17 protein-coding genes are annotated in these 19,161 nt (G+C 59.8%); 4 read left to right on the top strand and 13 right to left on the bottom strand.

What is annotated here, in order from left to right; all coding sequences use genetic code 11:
• Positions 1–83: 83 nt before the first annotated feature.
• On the bottom strand, positions 84–2,366 hold the full coding sequence (locus ACVCMJ_RS04760; protein ID WP_447080298.1) for a DNA/RNA helicase domain-containing protein: 2,283 nt from the start codon (positions 2,364–2,366) through the stop codon (positions 84–86).
• Between the two features lie 22 nt (positions 2,367–2,388).
• Positions 2,389–2,739, bottom strand: coding sequence for a nucleotide pyrophosphohydrolase (locus ACVCMJ_RS04755; protein ID WP_447080297.1), 351 nt, complete (start codon positions 2,737–2,739; stop codon positions 2,389–2,391).
• A gap of 481 nt (positions 2,740–3,220) precedes the next feature.
• Between ACVCMJ_RS04755 and ACVCMJ_RS04750 the strand changes: the two genes are divergently transcribed.
• On the top strand, positions 3,221–4,198 hold the full coding sequence (locus ACVCMJ_RS04750; RefSeq protein ID WP_447080296.1) for a hypothetical protein: 978 nt from the start codon (positions 3,221–3,223) through the stop codon (positions 4,196–4,198).
• A gap of 327 nt (positions 4,199–4,525) precedes the next feature.
• On the opposite strand, the gene ACVCMJ_RS04745 is transcribed toward ACVCMJ_RS04750, so the two are convergent.
• From ACVCMJ_RS04745 to ACVCMJ_RS04700, 10 genes are all read right to left on the bottom strand, one after another.
• Complete coding sequence (locus ACVCMJ_RS04745) at positions 4,526–5,590, bottom strand: DUF262 domain-containing protein (RefSeq protein WP_447080295.1); 1,065 nt, start codon at positions 5,588–5,590, stop codon at positions 4,526–4,528.
• Between the two features lie 9 nt (positions 5,591–5,599).
• A complete protein-coding gene (locus ACVCMJ_RS04740; RefSeq protein ID WP_447080294.1) occupies positions 5,600–6,364 on the bottom strand; it encodes an FRG domain-containing protein in 765 nt (254 codons plus the stop codon).
• Positions 6,365–7,218: 854 nt separating this feature from the next.
• Positions 7,219–8,646 carry a heavy metal sensor histidine kinase gene (locus ACVCMJ_RS04735; protein WP_447080293.1) on the bottom strand — a complete coding sequence of 476 codons (1,428 nt, stop codon included), beginning with the start codon at positions 8,644–8,646 and terminating at the stop codon, positions 7,219–7,221.
• Positions 8,643–9,305, bottom strand: coding sequence for a heavy metal response regulator transcription factor (locus ACVCMJ_RS04730; RefSeq protein WP_447082673.1), 663 nt, complete (start codon positions 9,303–9,305; stop codon positions 8,643–8,645). The genes ACVCMJ_RS04735 and ACVCMJ_RS04730 overlap by 4 nt, the downstream gene beginning before the upstream one ends.
• 244 nt (positions 9,306–9,549) lie before the next feature.
• Positions 9,550–10,908, bottom strand: a complete 1,359-nt coding sequence (locus ACVCMJ_RS04725) for a four-carbon acid sugar kinase family protein (protein WP_447080291.1) — start codon at positions 10,906–10,908, stop codon at positions 9,550–9,552.
• Positions 10,909–10,920: 12 nt separating this feature from the next.
• Complete coding sequence (locus tag ACVCMJ_RS04720) at positions 10,921–12,186, bottom strand: ribulose-bisphosphate carboxylase large subunit family protein (protein ID WP_447080290.1); 1,266 nt, start codon at positions 12,184–12,186, stop codon at positions 10,921–10,923.
• 7 nt (positions 12,187–12,193) lie between these two features.
• Entirely contained in the window at positions 12,194–12,733 is a 540-nt protein-coding gene (locus ACVCMJ_RS04715) for a VOC family protein (RefSeq protein WP_447080289.1), read from the bottom strand.
• Between the two features lie 70 nt (positions 12,734–12,803).
• Entirely contained in the window at positions 12,804–14,084 is a 1,281-nt protein-coding gene (locus tag ACVCMJ_RS04710; RefSeq protein WP_447080288.1) for a TRAP transporter large permease, read from the bottom strand.
• Positions 14,081–14,623: a TRAP transporter small permease gene (locus ACVCMJ_RS04705; protein WP_447080287.1), complete on the bottom strand. Its 543-nt coding sequence runs from the start codon at positions 14,621–14,623 to the stop codon at positions 14,081–14,083. Before ACVCMJ_RS04705 ends, ACVCMJ_RS04710 begins: the two co-directional genes overlap by 4 nt.
• 63 nt (positions 14,624–14,686) lie before the next feature.
• Positions 14,687–15,700, bottom strand: coding sequence for a TRAP transporter substrate-binding protein (locus ACVCMJ_RS04700; protein WP_447080286.1), 1,014 nt, complete (start codon positions 15,698–15,700; stop codon positions 14,687–14,689).
• 117 nt (positions 15,701–15,817) lie between these two features.
• Here ACVCMJ_RS04700 and ACVCMJ_RS04695 point away from each other — a divergent pair, with 117 nt between their 5' ends.
• Complete coding sequence (locus ACVCMJ_RS04695) at positions 15,818–16,864, top strand: LacI family DNA-binding transcriptional regulator (protein WP_447080285.1); 1,047 nt, start codon at positions 15,818–15,820, stop codon at positions 16,862–16,864.
• Positions 16,865–16,903: 39 nt separating this feature from the next.
• Here ACVCMJ_RS04695 and ACVCMJ_RS04690 read toward each other — a convergent pair whose 3' ends face one another.
• Complete coding sequence (locus tag ACVCMJ_RS04690) at positions 16,904–17,629, bottom strand: 2-phosphosulfolactate phosphatase (protein ID WP_447080284.1); 726 nt, start codon at positions 17,627–17,629, stop codon at positions 16,904–16,906.
• A 115-nt stretch (positions 17,630–17,744) separates the two neighbouring features.
• Here ACVCMJ_RS04690 and ACVCMJ_RS04685 point away from each other — a divergent pair, with 115 nt between their 5' ends.
• A complete protein-coding gene (locus ACVCMJ_RS04685) occupies positions 17,745–18,635 on the top strand; it encodes a dihydrodipicolinate synthase family protein (RefSeq protein WP_447080283.1) in 891 nt (296 codons plus the stop codon).
• Positions 18,636–18,687: 52 nt separating this feature from the next.
• Positions 18,688–19,140 (top strand): MaoC family dehydratase, encoded by a 453-nt coding sequence (locus ACVCMJ_RS04680; protein WP_447080282.1) that lies wholly within the window; start codon positions 18,688–18,690, stop codon positions 19,138–19,140.
• Positions 19,141–19,161 lie beyond the last annotated feature (21 nt).

The following is a 19,161-nucleotide window of genomic DNA, read 5'->3' as shown; positions in this document are numbered from 1 at the left end:
CATCTAGTGGCGTGATTCTGATCGCCTTGATGTCGCTGAATTCTCTGTGGGGAGAGGTGGAAATGACCGCTTATGATTCGTTCTCAAGAACAGTCAGGAATTCCGCCACGATCGTGAATCCATCGTCTGTGGCATTCCGGTCGATCACGATTGGCTCGTAGCCAGGCTGTTGCGAATCTGGACGTAGAACGATTCGTTCGTGCTGCCAACTGCCATCTGGGGCGACCGTCTTCTCGCTTGTGTAGACCTTGATGGTGTATTTTCCGCCAGCTTCTGGATCGTCGATGCTGCGGTGCTGGGCAATGACCACTTTGCCTTGACGTGTGCCGCTTGGAGGCGGTGTCGTCCAGCGTTTGGTAGTCCGAGAATGTGCCGGCCGCCATCTTGATGTTGACAAGTGGGAGCGCCGCTCTGCTGTTTTGACGTTCGGGTTCCGTGACCCGCCTCAGGGGTATGACGCTGGCGTTGTCGCTACGTATGACTGCTGCGGATGCCGCTTCCGTGGTCCGTTCGAGCCTGCTGCGCAGATATTCGGCTAGTGCGTTGTCTGTGCAATATACGTAGCAGCCTTTCATGCCTCGGGTCATCAATGTTCGATAGGTGTTCTTGACGATGAGGTCCGCCAGTTTCTGAGCGCGTTCGGGATCTTCTCGCATCATCTTCTTGAGCCCATGCACTGACTGGTCGGAAGAGGCCCGTTGGGTAGCGTCGGTGACGATCTGGCCATCACGGTAGACTAGGTCATCTCCGATGATCACGCCAACATAATCCAGTTCCAGGCCTTGGCAGGTATGGATGCAGCCCACCTCCTGGCCGGATCCGGGCTTGACGATCCAGAGGCTGCCGTCTGTGCTAAGGTTCCAGCGCTTCTGATAGCCGAACTGTGGCAGTTGGATGTCCCACGCTTCGGGATTTTTCTTGCTGGGCCATGGCCAGCAATAGCCAGCGACAACGCGAGATCGGTTGTTTGCCTGGTTCTTTGCTGCGATGAGTTCGTGCATTTCGGCGGGATTGTCGAACACTCGGAAGTCGTACTCAGCGGGATCGAACATTTGATTGGCCGTCAGCCGAATCTCTAGCGTGTTGTCCAGCCAGGCGAGATAGCCCTCGGAGCCATTGCATCGGAATTGCGACGTCAACTCGAGTTCTGTAATTTCGGCGCCCAAGGCTCTGGCTTGCCGTCTCAGTTCTTCGGTGTGACCAATATCGAAGACAGTGACCCGTTGGTCATCGTCTGTGAAGAAAACGGAGCATCTTGCGGATCGGATGATCTCTAGTACCTGGTTCTGACCTCGATTTCGAAACAGGCCGCTCTTCTCGTTGAGTCGGTGCGCTTCGTCCACCAACAGGACGTCGTGAGTATCTACCTCATCTTCAGTGAAGGAGCCAGAGCCGCTGAAAAGGTTCCCGAGTCGGGTTTTGGTAAAGGTGCCCGTCAACTTGGCTTGGAAGACATCGCGGGGAGCGCGGTTCTTGGTCACGTAGCAGGCGTTGCGCTGTCGACCGATCAATGCAACCAACAGGTTGATGGCGATCACCGACTTTCCGGTGCCAGGGCCGCCCTGAACGATGACGACCTGTTTTTTATTGTGCGACTGTGCTTCGATCTGAAGGATGGATTCGTAGACGACTTTTTGTTGATCGATCAGCACAAATTCGCTCTTGCCTTGCATCAAGCTGGTCACGTAATCCATCAGACCCTTCGATGGCTGGATGCGGCCGTGCTCGATAGCGTAGAGGGATTTCGAACGGTCGCCGCGGCGTACGTGCCTGCTGATGAATCGGCTGAGCTTGTCCTTGTCGCTTTTTAGGAATAGCGGTGCTCGTTGAATATGCAACCCATAGAGCGGGTGGTCGATCTGGCCGTCGTGCGGGTGATTGTGTAGGTAAGCGCAGGGCTGGAGGCGAATGCCTTGTTCGTGCACGGCAGCGTTAAGGTCCTCGAGCCGAGCAGCATAGGACCAAGCCTGATAGCACGGATGGGCACCTTCGGTCTCGGCATTACGCCCACCACGTCGTGCCCAGATGACCCCGTCCTTGTTGCTATATCGAGAACTAGACCACTGCTTGAGTTCGACGATCACGACTTTTGGGGTTCCTGTTTCGTCTTCACCCGTGATCATGAAATCGATGCGTTGTGAGCTGTGTGGTATCTGATACTCGATGGCGATGCCTGCATCGTCTGGGATTTCCTCGTCCTGCAGCACTTTGGCCATTTCAAACAACGAGCTTCGCCACGAGCGTACTTCACTTTCACCTCCACCGGCGACGCCGGCACGGCGAACATGTTGAAGCATGATGTCCTCGATGTCTTCACGGAGCGCGTTGTGAAGAAATTCCTTTTTACTGGCTTGGTAGATGATCACCGCTGCACCTGTCCCGACCGACTCAAAGCTGGTCGTATTTCTTGCTGCTGCCCTTGGCGAGGTCGACAGGGTACTTCTGCGAGTTGATCTGGACCTTGGCCTGCGCGGCTTTCACAGGATCGATTCCAAGCACGTTGCTCAGTTGGATGAGGAAAAGGAGCACATCGGCAATCTCGCTGCCAACAGCCTCGAGCTTTTCGGGAGGGAGCGTGCGGCTTTGCTCTTCCGTCATCCATTGGAAGTGTTCAAGCAGTTCTCCCGCCTCCACGATGAGTGCGGATGCCAAATTCTTGGGTGAGTGGAACTGCTCCCACTCGCGTTCCCTTGCGAATGCGCGTTGTTGCTGGCTGAGGGATTGAAGCGTATCGGTCATGGATGGATGCTCGGCGGAATGGTGCTGTTGGAAGAGGTAAATCCGCAGGTAGTGTCTGTGGTGTCACAGCATAATTGCTCTCCAGCCATTGTCAACGCCAAATAGCGATGTCCGGGTTGGGTTGGCAGTGACAGATTGGTTGGTTGCGCTCGGCATGGTCGTTCTTGCGGCGTATGCTCCCCATGAGTCTGTCTCTGGGAGACACGGGGCTCTGAAATGCGCGGCAAGAGGTTGCGAGCGGCGGTTTAGGGGGCGTCAATGCTGGTTGGGACGAACGAGTGTAGAGGCTCGAGGATTTGTCCACGGAAAGTGTGGATCTCTCCTAGCGGCCAGCTTGCGACGGTCGCGAACGATAGCACTCGGACATTCAGGTATCGGAAAAACACCCCAAAGCGGCCATCCATCCGATTTCTAAAGTTTGGTGTGTGGTTGCCGTTGAAGCGGTTAGAGCTGTCAACCAATAGGGTGCCAAGAGGGATTGATGGAGATACTGGAAGCATATTGTGAGGAGCTTGGAAAAGTCGTTGATATCTACGATGCACAGAATGCATACTTAGCCTTGCCGGAAAATCGCCGAAAGCGATTCATCTTTCGATGTTCCGACGATGCTTGTCGAGCAGAAAAAAATCCGCTCGTGTCAGGTATCAACTATGACAAGGTAATCGAGGAGACCGAGAAATATCGTCAGATTCACTTTCGAGCGCCGGCCGGAAATCCGCATCTCGAAACGTGCATTTGGGTGCAGGGGCATCCGCAGCGTCGAGCTAACGGCGGTGACACTGACGGCGCTCTGCACCATCGGGTGGAGCGATCCAAGTCGACCAACGTGATCGACGTATTCCGCCCGAAAACCTCTGATTCGGCGGCTGATGCGCCATCTGGAAAGCAGGTAACACCTTCTCCAGTAGATTGCGAGCCCCTGGATGTGAATTCATCGTCAGGCGGCGGTGCTCGTGCACGGGATGGCTACACCAGTACGTCGCGTCTGGAGCGCTTCATCGATTGCTGGGCACAGTATGAAGGCGATGATCTCAAGAAGCATAAGGTAGCCATTGAGGGAAAAACACTCAGCTATCGTCAAGCCGTTTTACGCCCGAATTGGATTACGCCGGGCGAGAACGGTCGCCGGATTGTGTACGGTGGCGCACGCGCCAAGCTTTGGCCTGAAGATACGCCGAAGCGGCTAGTCATCACTTTCATGGACGAGTGCGAAAAGCTCGATGAAAACGAAGGCGGCCGTTCGCTTACGATTGATTTACCTCTGTCGCGCATTCATGCTTATGGCGGAAGTGCCTTGCTGATGAAAAAGATCGAACAGGCCCAAGCCCCTAATCATTATTTGAAAGTTTATTTTTGGGGAACAATTCACGCGCGTGATCAACGATCAGGTTACGTCGTCGAAATTGAGGCGCTCCACAATCTGGTAATCAAGGCTATCGCACGACAGTCTGACTCTTGATTTTTGCTGCCTTGTATGGCCGTTGTGCACTCGAATCCAGCCGCCGCGCAGTCTTGTGCCCAAAGGCCGCAATGGGTCGGAAGTCGCCGTCCGCGACCGTCTGCTCTCGACCCGAAACGGACTCACGTTCCCGCGTTTGTACGAGGGCCGCTTACAAACTACGGCGGTCATGCAACGCCAGTACGAGAAGTGAGGAATCCGACCGTCAGGACCAAAATCGCGTAACGGTTTGCTCCGCAGTTCGATCGAATCCGCGGCAGGCCACGGGAACGAATTTGCAACGGCCAGGATCCAAGGTAGACCCGGCCTAGTGCATGCCTGCGCTGATCACGGGGTTATAACGAGAACCTGGTTCGGCACGATGTCCTCTGCAAGCTCTTCACCGTTTTCAAGCGTTACGAACTTCAACAGCACCGTATATCGAACCTTATAGCTAAACGGATCGTTGGTACTGCGGCTTACGTTGTTATATGCCACGACCGCGGGATGCCTCCGCTCGCTGGCTCTAAAACGCTCGAATTGCTCCAGCTTATCTCTTAACTCTGGGCGGCCCAGTCCATTCCTGACTAGCCAATAATAAACTGGAATGATTCCCGAAGACTTCAGGAGTGGATCGTTGTTTTTGAATAAATATGTTGACCGTTCCAATACATTCATCACTCGCTCCGCGCTTGACCGGAATTCTATCTCAGTAAGCGCTGCCTCTCTAGCAAATCGATCAAGATTCACCTTTTTCGTTTCAACGAATTCGCCGCGATGCTCAATAAGAAGCAATTTGGCTGCCACATTTTCCTGTTGCTTCCGATTCGTAGAAAAGGAAATATTTTCCGTAAAAAAGCGGGTCGCAGAAATCTCTCGTATTAGCTTAGGAACTTCGCCGATCATTGCACTTCTGACTTCAGCGCCTGTCAAGGGCTTACTTCTATTCAATCGAACGAACAGATCATTGATCATCTCCTCGCGATCGGTAATGACGGACATTACCGTGATATTGAAATTTTCAATGCGTTGCGCGACTTTTGGAAATTTTTCCTTCAATTCGAAATAGTTCATTCCAGCGAGAGAATATCGCTCCTCGCCAAGATATGTCATATCGCGGTTAAGTCTAATTCGACCGTCAAGAAAGTCGAACATCGCCTCGAACCTCTGGCGACCATCGATTACCGCAAATGGCTTTCCTTTCAGGTTCAGCACGCTACTTACATAACTGAAATCTGCAATATAAAATTTCGGCACATCGTAGCCGTTGATGATTGAGTCGATAAGATAAGCTTTATCAGAATGTGACCACACTCCCGGGCTTCTTTGATATGGTGGCGACAGGTCGATTTGCTCACGCTCCGCGTGCCACCACGAGAGAGTTGTAGCTTGGAACGGTCGAACTACAAACATGACTTCCCCTTAGAATCCAAAAGAGGTTTTTAACTCGGCACCCAAGCCCGACAAATCCGGGTAAATGACAGAGTGAGTGAATCCAATGGAGAGAAGTTTGCTATACAAATCAGATTTCACTGAACTCTCTACCACAAGACAAAGTAGGCAATCTTTGGCGTAGGCGATATTTTCCATTGCGGCTGTACCTCGACCGAAAATCGTAAATGTCCCTCTCTGCGCCACGATTCTCGGATTGGTGTGATTGGAGTAGATGGCAATCGGGTCAGTTCGAGGAGCAAGATCATCACCTAGACTCTCAATAAAACGCAAAGTCGCCGTATCAGCAGGATCAGGAATCCTCGGCAAGTTATTATTATTCAGCGATCGCTTATTCCACAATAGAGGATCCAGGACCCAAACGCACGCTGTGCTGTCGGGTTTTGACGTGGACAGAGCGAAATAGAGCGCAATAAAAGGATTTTCCGACCAATCCAACAATCTGGTCGGCACTCCAAAGTGTTGTGCCATAAACATCCAGTCTAGCGCCGTCACCGGCGGCGCATTTAGAAATGGAGGACTTGTCTGCCTGAAGCGTGCATCCAGTCTCCCTTCCATTTGCATTGGATTAACAGTGCCAGCCCGTACCTCGGGATGACGAAACAACGCCGGAATCAGTCCATGATTGTAACTACCCGCCCCGCGGAACCATCGAGGCCCCGGGCTGGCTTCGATCGAAGCCTCAATCAGTTTTAAAAGGCCGTGAAGAGTATCTACTTTTTCGATTCGAATCATTCTTCAATTTGACACGTTGGCTGGATATTGCCGTGCACTGGCGTTAGCCTATAATCGGACGGCACGGGACACCTACGTATGTTATCACCCGCGGGTGCGGCAGGCCGAATTTGCTCCGGGAAATGGGCGGTGTTTATCAGAGTCCGGAAGCCGGGAGATGCAACCGGAGTAATGCAGCCGCAAAGGCTAACGATTGGACCATACCGGCGAGCGCAATAGCTCCCAGGCGGTACTGCGTAACCGTGATTGGGAGGCCGGGATACGTTCCACAATCGCGGTTCGCAATCGGGCGGAAATGTGACTTTGGGCAGGCCGGCGGCCGCCTGCCTTGCCATGCCCCGTGCAGGAGCACGTGACCGGTTTGGGCCCGAGCCAGCACCGCCTTAGCAATTGAACGGCCGCTAGTTCAACTAAATTGCCTTCTGAATGTCTGACCCGCGCGCGGGACGAATGTCGCCTCTTGGCCGATAGCAGCCATTTGGTATTTTGGAGTGTCAGTGATCGCCTTATACCTAAACCCCGCACCTCCACGACGGCACCCTCCCGATCCATGGCAATCAGCTCGCGCACATTAAGCGGGCTCACGTAATCGATGTTACCTCCCAAGCCGCGGTTGCACATAGTCCTTCCCACGCGTGATGCCACCAACACAGTCGAGGGTTCGGTACCCTCGAACGCTAGCTGACGCAGACATGGGGTGATAGGGAGGGAACGATTTCACGCTGGTCGATGAGCGCCTCGTGGTCATACCCCGGGCCCCTCCCTCGGGGATCCGCTTTCAGGCCAGCTGCCGACGGTGCGGCAGCAGCTGGCTGGTACGGCCGGTGCGCTCCGTTACGCCCTAAGCTTCGATGTCACATCGCACTGGGATTTGATTCCATGCTGCCTGCCGGAAAATTCAGACAGAACCGAATGCGCCCGTCGCCATACGCTTCAACTCGCGCCCCGCCGCCATGGATTTCCATGATGGCGGCAACGATGGCCAGACCTAGACCGTTGGATTCGGTGGGAAGGCTTCGAGAGGCGTCCCCGCGATAGAAGCGTCCGAACATTCGGTCGGCTTCCTCCTGTGTCACGGGTGCGCAACGATTTTCGACGGTGACCGTAACCCCCTGCGGGCCGGAGTGTGCCGTCAGATGTATGCAGGTACCTGGGTCTCCGTACCGGATAGCGTTGATGACCAGGTTATTGACGGCGCGCCGGTACATGACTGGGTTTGCGTAGCCGATGCCGCTTGCTTGAATTGCGAAGGACATGCCTCGCTCGTCGGCCAGGCCTTCAAAATATTCGGCGATTTTTTCCAGTTCTTGTGAAAGCGCGATGGGCTGGCGTTCCAGCGCGGCGGCGTTATGGTCTGCGCGCGAAAGGAAGAGAATGTTTTCCACGATGTGGGTGATGCGCGTCAATTCCTCAAGATTGGACGCGAGCAACGCTTCATAGTCGATGGTACTTCGTGGTTGTGCCAGCGCGACCTGGGTTTGGCCCACCAGCACATTGACCGGGGTACGTATCTCGTGGGCAAGGTCGGATGAGAATTGAGACAGGCGCTCATAGCCTGATTGAATGCGGTCCAGCATGGCATTGCATGAACGGGCAAGCTGGCGCAGCTCCGAAGGCATTTCGTCTTCTGGCAGCCGCACAGTGAGGTTGGTGGGCGAGACCTGTCTTGCACGTTTCCTCATCACTTCCAGCGGGCCCAGACCGCGCTTCAGGAGTAAAAGACCCAGCAGCGAGCTCAGTAGCGCGGCGAGCGCGATAGCGCCCATGACGCGCAGTCGATATGCTGCGAGCATTCTGGACTCCTGCGTCATGACGTAGGCAGCCGTGATTTGGACCGTACCCGCCTGGTCGCCCACCTTCGCGAGTGCCGAAACCCAGCGCACACCGACACCATCCTCGCGTGTTCCGATATGCAATGCGCCGATGCCCATGTCCTGGTCTACCGGCACGGGTACCAGAGCGGGCACCGCCATGTGGTCAGGGTTGACATCGATGAACGGCCTTTCTCCCACGCGCTGGAAGATTCGCACGTCCTTTTCGTTGCCCAGCATGCTTTCGAAGAGGGCGGGGCGCTCCTCCATCTGTCGGACGTTGTACAGATCTTGCAGCAGCGTGCGAAAGCGCTCCACCCGGCCCACCAGCGTGTAGTCCGCACGGATTTCAAGCGCCTGCTTCGCAGAGGTGTACAGGTACAGCCCCAGACCGGACACCACCAGGCAGGAGACGATGGTGAAAAGAATGGCCGTGCGTGCTGTGAGCGACTGTGGCGCCAGATGCTTCACGGCTGCTCCGCAAGCATGTAGCCAATGCTGCGCACGGTGTGGATGAGCTTTGGTTCGAATGGTGCATCGACCTTTGCGCGCAGCCGCTTGATGGCGACGTCCACCACGTTGGTGTCACTATCGAAGTTCATATCCCAGACTTGGGAAGCGATAAGGGTGCGTGGCAGTGCTTCACCCTGGCGACGCATGAGCAGGTGCAAGAGCAAGAACTCTTTGTTGGTCAACGCGATGGTGGCGCCCCTTCGCGTGACTTTGTGCCGAATCGGATCGAGCTCCAGGTCTGCCACTTTCAATGTGGTGGGCTCGTGCTTCACGCCACGACGCAGCAGGGTCTGTATCCGCAAAACCAGTTCGGTAAAGGAAAACGGCTTGACCAGGTAATCGTCCGCACCGAGCCGCAGGCCGCGGATGCGATCGTCGACATGATCCCGTGCGGTGAGGAAAATGACCGGTATGTCCGATGACCGCCGTATTTCCTCCATCACTTGCCAGCCGTCTTTCCCGGGCAGCATGACATCCAGAATCAGCAGCTCGTAGGATTGTTCGCGCGCAAGATGCAGACCGTCGATGCCATCACGCGCCAGATCCACGTGATGACCTGCCTCGGACAGGCCTTTCTGAAGATAGTTGCCAGTTTTTATATCGCCGCCTGCGCCCAGGAAGCTCCGGCGGAGAGTGCGGCAACCAGGGCGAAGCGATACGCGGACTGGCGGAAGTGGAGGGACGAGGCCGGCTGCTGATTGATGGATACCATCGTGGTTCCTGAAGATGATCGGCCGCGACGCGTTCAATGGAATTTGTCGCCTGCCATGATCCGCATCTTAGGATTCGCGTTCTGTCGGCAACATGGCATTCCGATGACAAAACTGTCATGAAAGCGGCGTCATCCCGGCGGGTTGGGGCTCATGGCTCGCGCCGCAGCGCTTCAAACACACCATCGGACCCCATCTGTCCGCCTTTGAGCATGACGGTCAGTCCATCGAGATTAGCGTCGTCCGCATGCAGCCGGCACAGCGCAACCCCTGGCTCGAGCGTGCGCTGATAGCTCAACGCCCAGGCCCCGGAGGCCTGCAGACAATGGCTCGACGTATCGCCACCCGAAATACCCAGCCGGGCGGGGCGAACGTCGCGCAGCACGCCCGCCAGCAGCCGACCGCCGGCGCGCGCCAGTCGCGCGGGATCGATGCGCGGCGCGTCGGCGACTCCGGTGCGGCCCGCCCAGTGGGCGAGGACGGACCGTCCCGCGCGCAGACACCCGACGATGTGGTCCCGAACGGCGATTTGTTCGGATCGGGTGCCCTCCAGAATGGCGTCGACTGCGATGGGAATCCGGGTATAGGAAGTGGCAGCTTGAATCTGGCGCTGCGTCCGCGGCGACAGGCTGCCCGAAAACACCAGGACCGGTCCGGCTTCTGGCGCAGCATCAACAGGCGATCCGAGTGCGTCGGGTCGAGCGGCCCCGACCGACGTGTCCCACTGCGTCAGCAAGGCCTGTTCGACCACGCTGGACCCCACGGCCAGCAGCGGTGTCTGTCGGGCGCGCGCCCACAGCAGCCGTCCCACGACGGAAAGATGCTGGGGCGTGGCCACGTCCATCACCACGCCGTCCGCTCCGGCGGCAATAGCGTCCTCGACGCACGAGTCGAGCGCGTCGTCCCGCTGCTCGTAGGCCGGATAGGGGATGAGCGCCAGTTGCTTCAGTCCCTGGCGGCCCAGGTGCCGGCGCAGGTCCGCCTCGTCCATGGGCGTCACCGGGTGCCGGCTCATGGTGGGGTGGCGATCGAGCCGAAAGACGGGCCCACCCGGCTCGAAGGCCGCAAACAGGTTGCCGAAGGCGCAGTAGCGCCCCAGATTGGGCTGTCCCCCGACGATCGGCGTGAAGCCGTCCGTCGCAAGGTGTTCGCGCAGTGTGCGGACCGCCAGTCCGATGCTGCCGATTTGCGGGCTGCTGTCGAAGGTGGAGCAGACCTTGTAATGCACAATCCGCGGACGCCATTGGGCGACGTGCCGCGCGACCGTTTCGATCTCGGTCTTCAGCGTCCGGCATGGCATGGAACGCGACGCGCCGGCGATGCCCACGCAGTCCTGTGGACCCACTTGAGCCAGGCGGCCTGGGCTGGGGACTCCCAGAAACAGCACGACGCGTTGGCCCGCGCGGGCGAGGGTGGCCAGCGTGTCCGTGGCGCCGGTGAAGTCGTCGGCGTAGAACACGAGGCGCAGATCCGATGGCGCGGATTGCGCCGCAGTGCAGTTTCCAGTCATGTCTTGATTGCCCTAGCGGCTGCCGAAGAACGCAAGCGCATGCTGCAATTCAGGCGCATGGCGCGCGAAGTCGGCCAGCGCGACGCCGCTTCGTGTGGCCTCCCACGCCTGGCGCAGGCTCGCCACGCCCGCTGCCGGGCCATCTGGGTGGGCGAGGATGCCGCCGCCCGACATGAAGAGCAGATCTTCGCCAGCCGCCCGATAGGTCGCGGGCACGGTGCCGGCCCATTGGCCGGATGAAAACGCGGGCATCACAATGTCGTCCGCGCCGTCGCACAACGGCGTCAGGCAGGCCTCGGCTGAAGCCGCCACTTCGGCGTCCGTCTGCGCAAATTTTCCCTGGAGGCCGTGGACGTGCATGTGGTCCACGCCGGCCAGCCGCCACATCGTCTGGTATGCCTGAAACGAGATCCCCAGCAGGGGGGCGCGCGACATCGAACCATACCCGTTGCGGTGCCCATGGATGGCGAGCGGCGTGCTCCGGCGCAGGCTCTGCACACCCGCGAAGCCGCAGCTGTTGAGGCTGACCATGACGCACGAGCCGCCTTCGCGTTGGACCTGGTCGGCATGCGCGCGCATGGCGTCGACTTCGTCGCTGATGTTGAACGCCACCATGACCTCGCGGCCGGTCCGCTCGCGGTAGGCGCGCACCACCGCCATGACGGCGGGGATCCGTTGGGACAGGGGGGCGTGCAGCGGGTTGGCGCTGATCTCGTCGTCCTTGATGAAATTCACCCCGGCCTCGCACAGCTGTGCCACCAGCTGGGCCGTCTGTTCGGCGGACAGGCCGACATTCGGCTTGATGATGGTCCCGATCAGGGCGCCGTGGGCGACGCCGGTCACCGCGCGGGTTCCGCGAACCCCATGAGAGGGAAAGTCGAACTGCGCCCGGTAGGTTGGCGGCACGGTCAGCGTTTCAAGCCGCATGCCGGTCACTTCGCCCAGATCGTACAGATTGCCCGCCACGGTGGCGTACAGCGTAGGCAGGTTCGCACCCACGTTGTCCACGGGGAAGCGGATCCGGACGCGGGCTCGCGTGTAGGGACCGCCGATCCCCTTGCGCGTCAGGAAGGCGTTGGGCAGCGTGGGCCGATCCACCCGGTCCAGGACCTCGATGTTCTCGACGGTCGCGCGCGCCCGCGCCCGCAGTTCGTCCGTCTCGCCCGTCACGCGCGCGAATGTGCCGCACGACTGTTCGCCGGCCATCACTTCGGCCACTCGTTCCACCGCCAGCGGCGTCTCGATCAGATAGCTGGCTTCATAGGTCAATGCCGTCATCGCCGTCTCACAGGGTGGTGAGGTCGGGGAACGGCCGCACCGGATCTTTGCCGTCCCAACCGTGAGACGCGTCGCGAATCAGGTCGAAGAGCCTCCCTTTGGGTCCCAGGACTTCGGAGAGCTCGATGACCGTGCCCGGGTGGTATTCGGTGTCGAAATAGACGAAGCGTCCATGTTCGCCGACTTCGCCGCCCATGGCGGGCCGGAAGCCTTGCGCCAGCAGCCGTTCGAGGTCGGCATCGTAGTCACGGGTCCAATAGGCGACGTGCTGCAATCCGCGATGGCCGGCGCGCTTGAAATCGCGGTACATCGAGGGGACATCGTTGCGTGTCTGGATCAGTTCAACCTGGACGCTTCCGGAATTGGCCAGCGCGACCGAGTTGTGCGGCTCGTATGCTTCGCCGTGAAACTGGTAATTGCGAATGGGCACGCGCGGGTTGTAGAACCACGGTCCCACCCCGAGTACCTGATGCCAGTGGGCCATGGCGGCTTCGATATCGTCCACCACATAGCCCAGCTGGCGGATTTCCCCAAAAAAGCGACTCATTTCTACGGCTCCTTCTTTTTTCATGTCCGGCGCGGTACGTCGGACTGCATGTGATCGGGCTTCGGTCGGCTCACTGGATGAACAGGCTGGGAAACCAGGTTGAGATCTCTGGAACCAGGGTGACGGCCAACAGCGACAGCAGCAGGGGAACGAAAAACGGCATCGCGCCCGCGATCACCCGGTGCAGCGGCATGCGCGCCATGATGCTCACCATGTACAGGCTCATCCCCACAGGCGGGGTAAGCAGGCCAATCATCAGGTTGAGCACCACAACGACGCCCAGTTGCACGGGGTCCACGCCCGCGGACAACAGGGCGGGCGTCAGGATCGGCGCGAGGATGAGAATGGCGGCGATCGATTCCATGAACATGCCGACCACGAGCAGCAGTACGTTGACGATCATCAGCAGCACGAACGGACTGCTGGAGAGGCCCAGGAAAAAATTCGTCGCCAGCATCGGCACCTGGTCGATGGTCAGTACCCACGCGAACAGCGCGGCTGCGCCGACGATGAAGAGAACACTGGCCGTCGCCCGGACGGTTTCGCGCGCGGCGTCCCACACACCGCGAAGCGTCAGCTGTCGGTAGACGACGAACCCCAGGAGCAGGGCATAGACGACCGTTACCCCTGCCACCTCGGTCGGTCCGAACAGTCCGCTCACCAGGCCACCGATCAGGACCAGCGGCGCGCACAGGGCCGGAAAGGCGATCAGCATCTGGCGGATCAGCGCCCGCGCGGTCACCGTTATCGTGTCGCGCGGCAGCTTCTGGCGCCGTGCCATGACCGCGATCTGGACCATCAGCAGAAGCGTGATGATCAGTCCCGGCACGACTCCGGCCAGCAGCAGCTTGACTGCCGAGACCTGGGCGGCGGAGGCAAAGATGATCAGCGGAATGCTGGGCGGAAAGATGGGGCCGATGGTGGCCGCCGCCATGGTGATACCGGCGGCAAATTCGGGCCGGTAGCCCTGCTCGCGCATCAGCCGCATCTGGGTGCCGCCCAACGCCCCGATGTCCGCCAGGGCGGCGCCCGACATTCCGGAGAAAATCAGGCTCGTGAGCACCGACACGTGGCCCAGGCCGCCGCGGATGCGCCCGACCACCATGCGCACCAGCGTGAACAGCCGGTCCGTGATGCCCGATGCGTTGAACAGCGTGGCGGCGAAGATGAACATCGGCACTGCGAGCAAAGGGGTGGAGTCCAGCGCGTTCACCATGCGTTGCGCCAGCACGGACAGCGGCAGATCGAACCACCAGAGCACGATGCCGGCGGACATCCCCATGGCCACCGCGATGGGCGCACCCAGCAGCATGATGACCAGAAAGAGAATCAGGATGGTCAGGCTCATCATGATGCGGCGCTCCCGGTGGACGTTGTATGGGCGCGGGGGCGGAACGCACCGACCAGGCGGCGTAGCGCGACGATCGTGAACAGAGCCATTCCCACCAGGGCGGGCAGGTAGAACAGCAGATTGGGCATCTGCAGCGCGGGTGTGGAAAACTTGCCGGCTTTCAGCATGAACTGGTAGCTGCCAAACAGGAACAGGCCGCAGAACCCGACCACGATCAGCTCGTTGATGATGGCCAGTGCCCGGCGGGACCGCCCCCGGAGTCGGGCGATGACGATGTCGACTGCGATATGTCCGTCCTGCAGCAACAGCAGGGGAACCGCGAGATACACGATGCCCAGTCCGCCGTACCGGGCCAGTTCATCGGCCCAAGGCAGGCCGAGCTGCCAGATGTTGCGCGCGGCTACCTGCAATACCACCAGGAATGTGGTCGCCAGCAACATGACGATCGCCAGTCGCTCGAACCAGCAGCACACTCGAGACAGTGCGGTATCGAAAGCCGGCTGCGGAGAGCCGTCCGCGGGATGAGTGACAGGCGTCATGGCCGTGGTTCTCCAGGCCGCTCCGGCCCACCGGTGCGGCCTCACAAGAGGTCGATGGAAGTGTTACTTGATCGCGGCGATTTGCTGATACAGGGCGCCGTACTTGGCGCCGAATCGTTCCTGGACAAGCTTGTGGGCACGCTCCTGGAATGCTTTCAGGTCCAGTCCCTGTTCGGGACCGATCACCTTCATGCCTAGCGATTGCAGTTTGGCAAGCTGGCTTTTTTCCTGGGACACGACCATCTCGGTCGCCTTCGCGCGCGTTTCCGCCGCTGCCCGGCGGAAGGCATCGCGCTGGGCATCGGTCAGCTTGTTCCACGTCCGGTCGTTCATGATGATGAGTTCCGGATTGGTGATGTGGCCCGTCAACATCAAGTGCGACTGTGATTCGTACAGCTTGTTGGACAGCACGACATCCACCGGGTTTTCCTGACCGGAAACCTGTCCGGTCGCCAGCGCGGTCGGTACCTCCGACCAGTCCACCGGCACCGGGACTGCGCCCAGGGCTTCCACGGCCGTCATGTAGATGGGAAACGGCAGCGAACGAATCTTGACACCGGAGAGGTCGGCGGGCTTGTGGACCGCCTGGTTGGCCGTCAACTGGCGCGTGCCGAAATCGTAGGCGTACAGGATGCGCACGCCAGCCGACTCCTCCAGCCCTTTGTTGAGTTCCTTCATGACCGGTGAACCGATGTCGGTCACTTTCATGAGGTGATCGACGTCCCGGTACAGATAGGGCGTGTCCAATGCAGCGACCGGGCCGTACAAGGCCCCGATTCCGCCCGCCGTGTTGTGTGAGAGCGCGATCACGCCCGTCGATGTGGCCTCGGCCAGCTCCTGCAGTTTGCCCAGCTGGGATGACGGGTACACCTGAATCGTCACCTCTCCGTGGGTGTATTCCTTGACTTTGTCTGCAAACATTTGGGCTTGCTGACCGGCCACGCTGCTCGGGGAGTTCATGTGGCCGTAGCGCAGGGCGAGGGTGGCGGCGTTGGCCGTGCCGGCGATGACGCCGCACGTGGCCGTCATCGTCGTCGCTATCAACGCAAGGCGCAACGCTCGGACTGTAGCTTTCATTTGATGTCTTCTGATTGAGTTTGATGTAATATTTTCATGCCGAGTGGCGTAAGAACAGATTCTCGACGTAAACCCTTCTCATCGTCAAATCTTTATTTGATTGATTTTGATGTAAAAATGGATCACCCATCACAGACCCGCGGTCGCCCCGGCATCCGCGAAATCGCCAGGCGTGCCGGCGTCTCGACCGCTACCGTTGACCGCGTGCTCAATCAACGGCCCGGGGTTCGTCCCGCCACCGCACAGGCTGTAATCCAGATCGCGGCCGGGATCGGATATCTGCCACAGGCAGACCTGCGGCGCCGGCTTCAGCCCAGTCCCATGCGGCTGCTTTTCATGCTGCCGGCCGGCTCGAACCGGTACCTGAACATGCTGGGCGACTACGCGGGCACCGCGCACGACCAGATCAGTCCGTTCAACGTCCAGTGTCGCAGCCGTTTCGTCGAAGGGTTCAACGCGCACATTCTGGCGGACGCGTTGTTGCACGAGGGCGAGCGGTTCGATGGCATCGCCTTCATGGCGTTGGAACATCCCGTCGTTCGCGAGGCGGTCAGCCAGCTTGCAGAGCGGGGTATCCATACGCTGACGTTGATCTCGGACCTGCCGCGTTCGGCCCGTGTAGCCTATGTCGGGCTGGACAATCGCGCGGCAGGGCGCAGCGCCGGTCTGTTGCTGGGTCGCTTTCTCGGCTCCCGGGCCGGTCGTGTCGCCATGATCGCCGGCAGTCGCCACTATCGCGGCCATGAAGAACGGGAAATGGGATTCCGGGATGTCCTCTACGAGAAATTCCCCCATTTGCAGATCATCGATCTGAAAGAGGGCCACGATGACGCCCAGGCCAACTATCGGCAGACGCGCCATCTACTCGAGCAGCATCCCGATCTGGTTGGCATCTACAACATCGGCGGCGCGGCCGACGGGGTCGGCAGGGCGCTGAAAGAGCTCGGACGCCAACAGGAGGTCGTCTTTATCGGCCACGGCCTGAGCCCCGATACCCGGAGTCTGCTCATCGACGGGACATTGGATGCGCTGCTCAATCAGAATCTTCAGTCCACGATTCTGGCCGCAGTCCGTGCCTTCACCAACGTGCGCGCGGGGCGTGATGCCATGGCGGGCGTGGAGCCCATGCAGATCAGCGTGATCCTGAGCGAAAATCTGCCGTAGCGGCCCGGTGAGTGACGGCGGATCGTCCGGAGTCCGCCCTCACACCGCCAGCACCACCCCCTCCCGATACACGGCCACCAGCCTGCAAACATCCAGCTCGCTCACATAATCGATGCTCCGCTCGAAGCCTCGATCACACATCATCCGTCCCACGCGTGAAGCCATCAACACTGCTCGGGGATCCGTGCCCTCGAACGCCAGTTCCGCGGCAATGGCCGCATCCGAGTAGTTCAGCGTGTCGCCAGCCATTTGCCGCAGACAATGCACGATGTAGCCGGCACCGTAGAAGTCCTCCAGGCTGAAATGCCCACGCGAGCCGGAGCACAGGATGACGATGTCGGCGGATGCACGCCGTCTGGCAAGCAGGTGGCGCACGACGGCAGGGCCGTTCCTCAGATTGGCGATGTAGACGTCGGGGAAGAAGTGGGCACGGCGCAGTGCCACCGTTCCATTTGTCGTGGCATACACCAGCGTTTTGCCGGCCATCTCCGGTCCGATCAGCGCGAGCGGCTCGTAGGAGTGATACCCGGGAAAGGACTCGGAGTACTTTTCACCGGCCAGGATCCAGGATCCGGGGGCGGACCCTTTGGCCAGTTGTTCGGCTTCCTCCAGATCGAGCGCCGGCACGATTCGGGAAGCACCGCTTTCCAGGGCCGCCACCATGGAAGTGGTGGCGAAGATGATGTCCAGCACGATGACGCTGGCGTTCGTGCGCCGGTCGGTTCGCAGGGCGTCCTTGGTGGGCACGACGTATACGTTTGGCATGAAGCTCCTTTTCAGCGGGCGGTTCGCGTCGCTCGGTCCGATGATAATGGACTTGCATCCGTCCATGGGTGGCCGCCTGTGGATACACTATCCGGTGATGACCGAAGGAGACATCATGTTTTCCGGATTGAGTGCATTTCCGCTGACTCCCTTGAATGAAACGGCGATCGATGAGGCGGCGTTCGTCCGTCTGGTCGAGCGCCTGGCCGTTGCGGGGGTTGATTCCATCTGCGCGCTCGGATCGACGGGCAGCTATGCCTATCTCACCCGTGCCCAGCGTGCGCGCATTGCCCAGATCGCCGTCCGTCACGCGGGTGGTGTGCCGGTGATGGTGGGTATCGGTTCGCTGCGCACGCGCGATGTGCTGGATCTGGCACAGGACGCGCAGCAGGCCGGTGCCCGTGGCGTGCTGCTCGCTCCGGTGTCTTATCAGCCGCTCGCCAACGATGAAGTGTTCAGCCTCTTCGAGGCCGTGACCCGCTCGCTGTCGATCCCGCTGTGTGTGTATGACAACCCGCGCACCACGCATTTCGAGTTCAGCGATGAATTGCATGGCCGTATCGCGCAGCTTCCCAATGTCGCCTCGATCAAGATCCCGCCGGTGGCAGTGGAGCCTGACGCGGCGCGTGCACGGGTCGAGCGGTTGCGCGCCTTGATCCCTACGCATGTGACGATAGGGGTGAGCGGGGACGCGTCCGGGGCCAACGGGCTGCTCGCGGGGTGCGATGCCTGGTATTCGGTGATTGCGGGTCTGTTCCCGCAAGCCGCCTTGGCGATCACGCGCGCAGCCCGGGCCGGAAATGCGCAGGAGGCAAGACAGCTTTCTGATCGGTTGGCGCCGCTATGGGCGCTGTTCTCGCAATACGGCAGCGTGCGCGTGATCGCCGCGGCCGCCGAGCTCAGGGGGCTGGTCGCGGCCCCCAGCCTGCCGTTGCCGCTCCGGTCGCTCGAAGGGGACGCGCGGCAGCGTCTCCACGCCGTCCTGGATGAGCTGGATCTGGCCTGAGGCGACTGGCCTCATTTATCGTATTGGTTTCGGTGCGTGACGGCGGGGTGATATGGCACAAGCGGAAGTATTGTTCCTGGATGATCTGGCGGTGGGGGCGGAATTCCACAGCGCGGAACATTCTCTGACCGAGGCTCAGATCCACGATTTCGCGCGGCAGTTCGACCCGCAGCCTTTTCATCTGGACAATGATGCGGCGAAAGCGTCTTTCTTTCAGGGGCTGGCGGCCAGCGGCTGGCATACGGCCGCCCTTACGATGAAGCTGCTGGTGGGCAGTCTGCCGCTGGGCTCCGGCATCATCGGCGCCGGGGGCGAGATCCAGTGGCCCAGGCCCACGCGTCCGGGCGATGTGCTGCGGGTGACCAGCAAGGTCCTGGAGATCAAGCCGTCACGATCGAAACCGGACCGGGGCATCGTGACGGTGGAATGTCTGACCCGCAATCAGCACGGAGACGTCTGCCAGCGCATGGTCACCCGATTGCTGGTGATGCGCAGGCCGGAATGACGAACGGCAGGAGCGCCGCGG

The organism is Castellaniella sp. UC4447_H14, assembly GCF_052978285.1.
The sequence above is the reverse complement of the archived record's forward strand: the minus strand, read 5'-3'. Positions and strand labels throughout refer to the sequence as shown.

What these genes read in the sequence shown, in the direction of transcription:
- ACVCMJ_RS04755 (WP_447080297.1), bottom strand. Translation starts at nt 2,739, where the DNA reads ATGACCGATACGCTTCAATCCCTCAGCCAGCAACAACGCGCATTCGCA.
- ACVCMJ_RS04750 (WP_447080296.1), top strand. Translation starts at nt 3,221, where the DNA reads ATGGAGATACTGGAAGCATATTGTGAGGAGCTTGGAAAAGTCGTTGAT.
- ACVCMJ_RS04745 (WP_447080295.1), bottom strand. Translation starts at nt 5,590, where the DNA reads ATGTTTGTAGTTCGACCGTTCCAAGCTACAACTCTCTCGTGGTGGCAC.
- ACVCMJ_RS04740 (WP_447080294.1), bottom strand. Translation starts at nt 6,364, where the DNA reads ATGATTCGAATCGAAAAAGTAGATACTCTTCACGGCCTTTTAAAACTG.
- ACVCMJ_RS04725 (WP_447080291.1), bottom strand. Translation starts at nt 10,908, where the DNA reads ATGACTGGAAACTGCACTGCGGCGCAATCCGCGCCATCGGATCTGCGC.
- ACVCMJ_RS04720 (WP_447080290.1), bottom strand. Translation starts at nt 12,186, where the DNA reads ATGACGGCATTGACCTATGAAGCCAGCTATCTGATCGAGACGCCGCTG.
- ACVCMJ_RS04715 (WP_447080289.1), bottom strand. Translation starts at nt 12,733, where the DNA reads ATGAGTCGCTTTTTTGGGGAAATCCGCCAGCTGGGCTATGTGGTGGAC.
- ACVCMJ_RS04710 (WP_447080288.1), bottom strand. Translation starts at nt 14,084, where the DNA reads ATGATGAGCCTGACCATCCTGATTCTCTTTCTGGTCATCATGCTGCTG.
- ACVCMJ_RS04705 (WP_447080287.1), bottom strand. Translation starts at nt 14,623, where the DNA reads ATGACGCCTGTCACTCATCCCGCGGACGGCTCTCCGCAGCCGGCTTTC.
- ACVCMJ_RS04700 (WP_447080286.1), bottom strand. Translation starts at nt 15,700, where the DNA reads ATGAAAGCTACAGTCCGAGCGTTGCGCCTTGCGTTGATAGCGACGACG.
- ACVCMJ_RS04695 (WP_447080285.1), top strand. Translation starts at nt 15,818, where the DNA reads ATGGATCACCCATCACAGACCCGCGGTCGCCCCGGCATCCGCGAAATC.
- ACVCMJ_RS04690 (WP_447080284.1), bottom strand. Translation starts at nt 17,629, where the DNA reads ATGCCAAACGTATACGTCGTGCCCACCAAGGACGCCCTGCGAACCGAC.
- ACVCMJ_RS04685 (WP_447080283.1), top strand. Translation starts at nt 17,745, where the DNA reads ATGTTTTCCGGATTGAGTGCATTTCCGCTGACTCCCTTGAATGAAACG.
- ACVCMJ_RS04680 (WP_447080282.1), top strand. Translation starts at nt 18,688, where the DNA reads ATGGCACAAGCGGAAGTATTGTTCCTGGATGATCTGGCGGTGGGGGCG.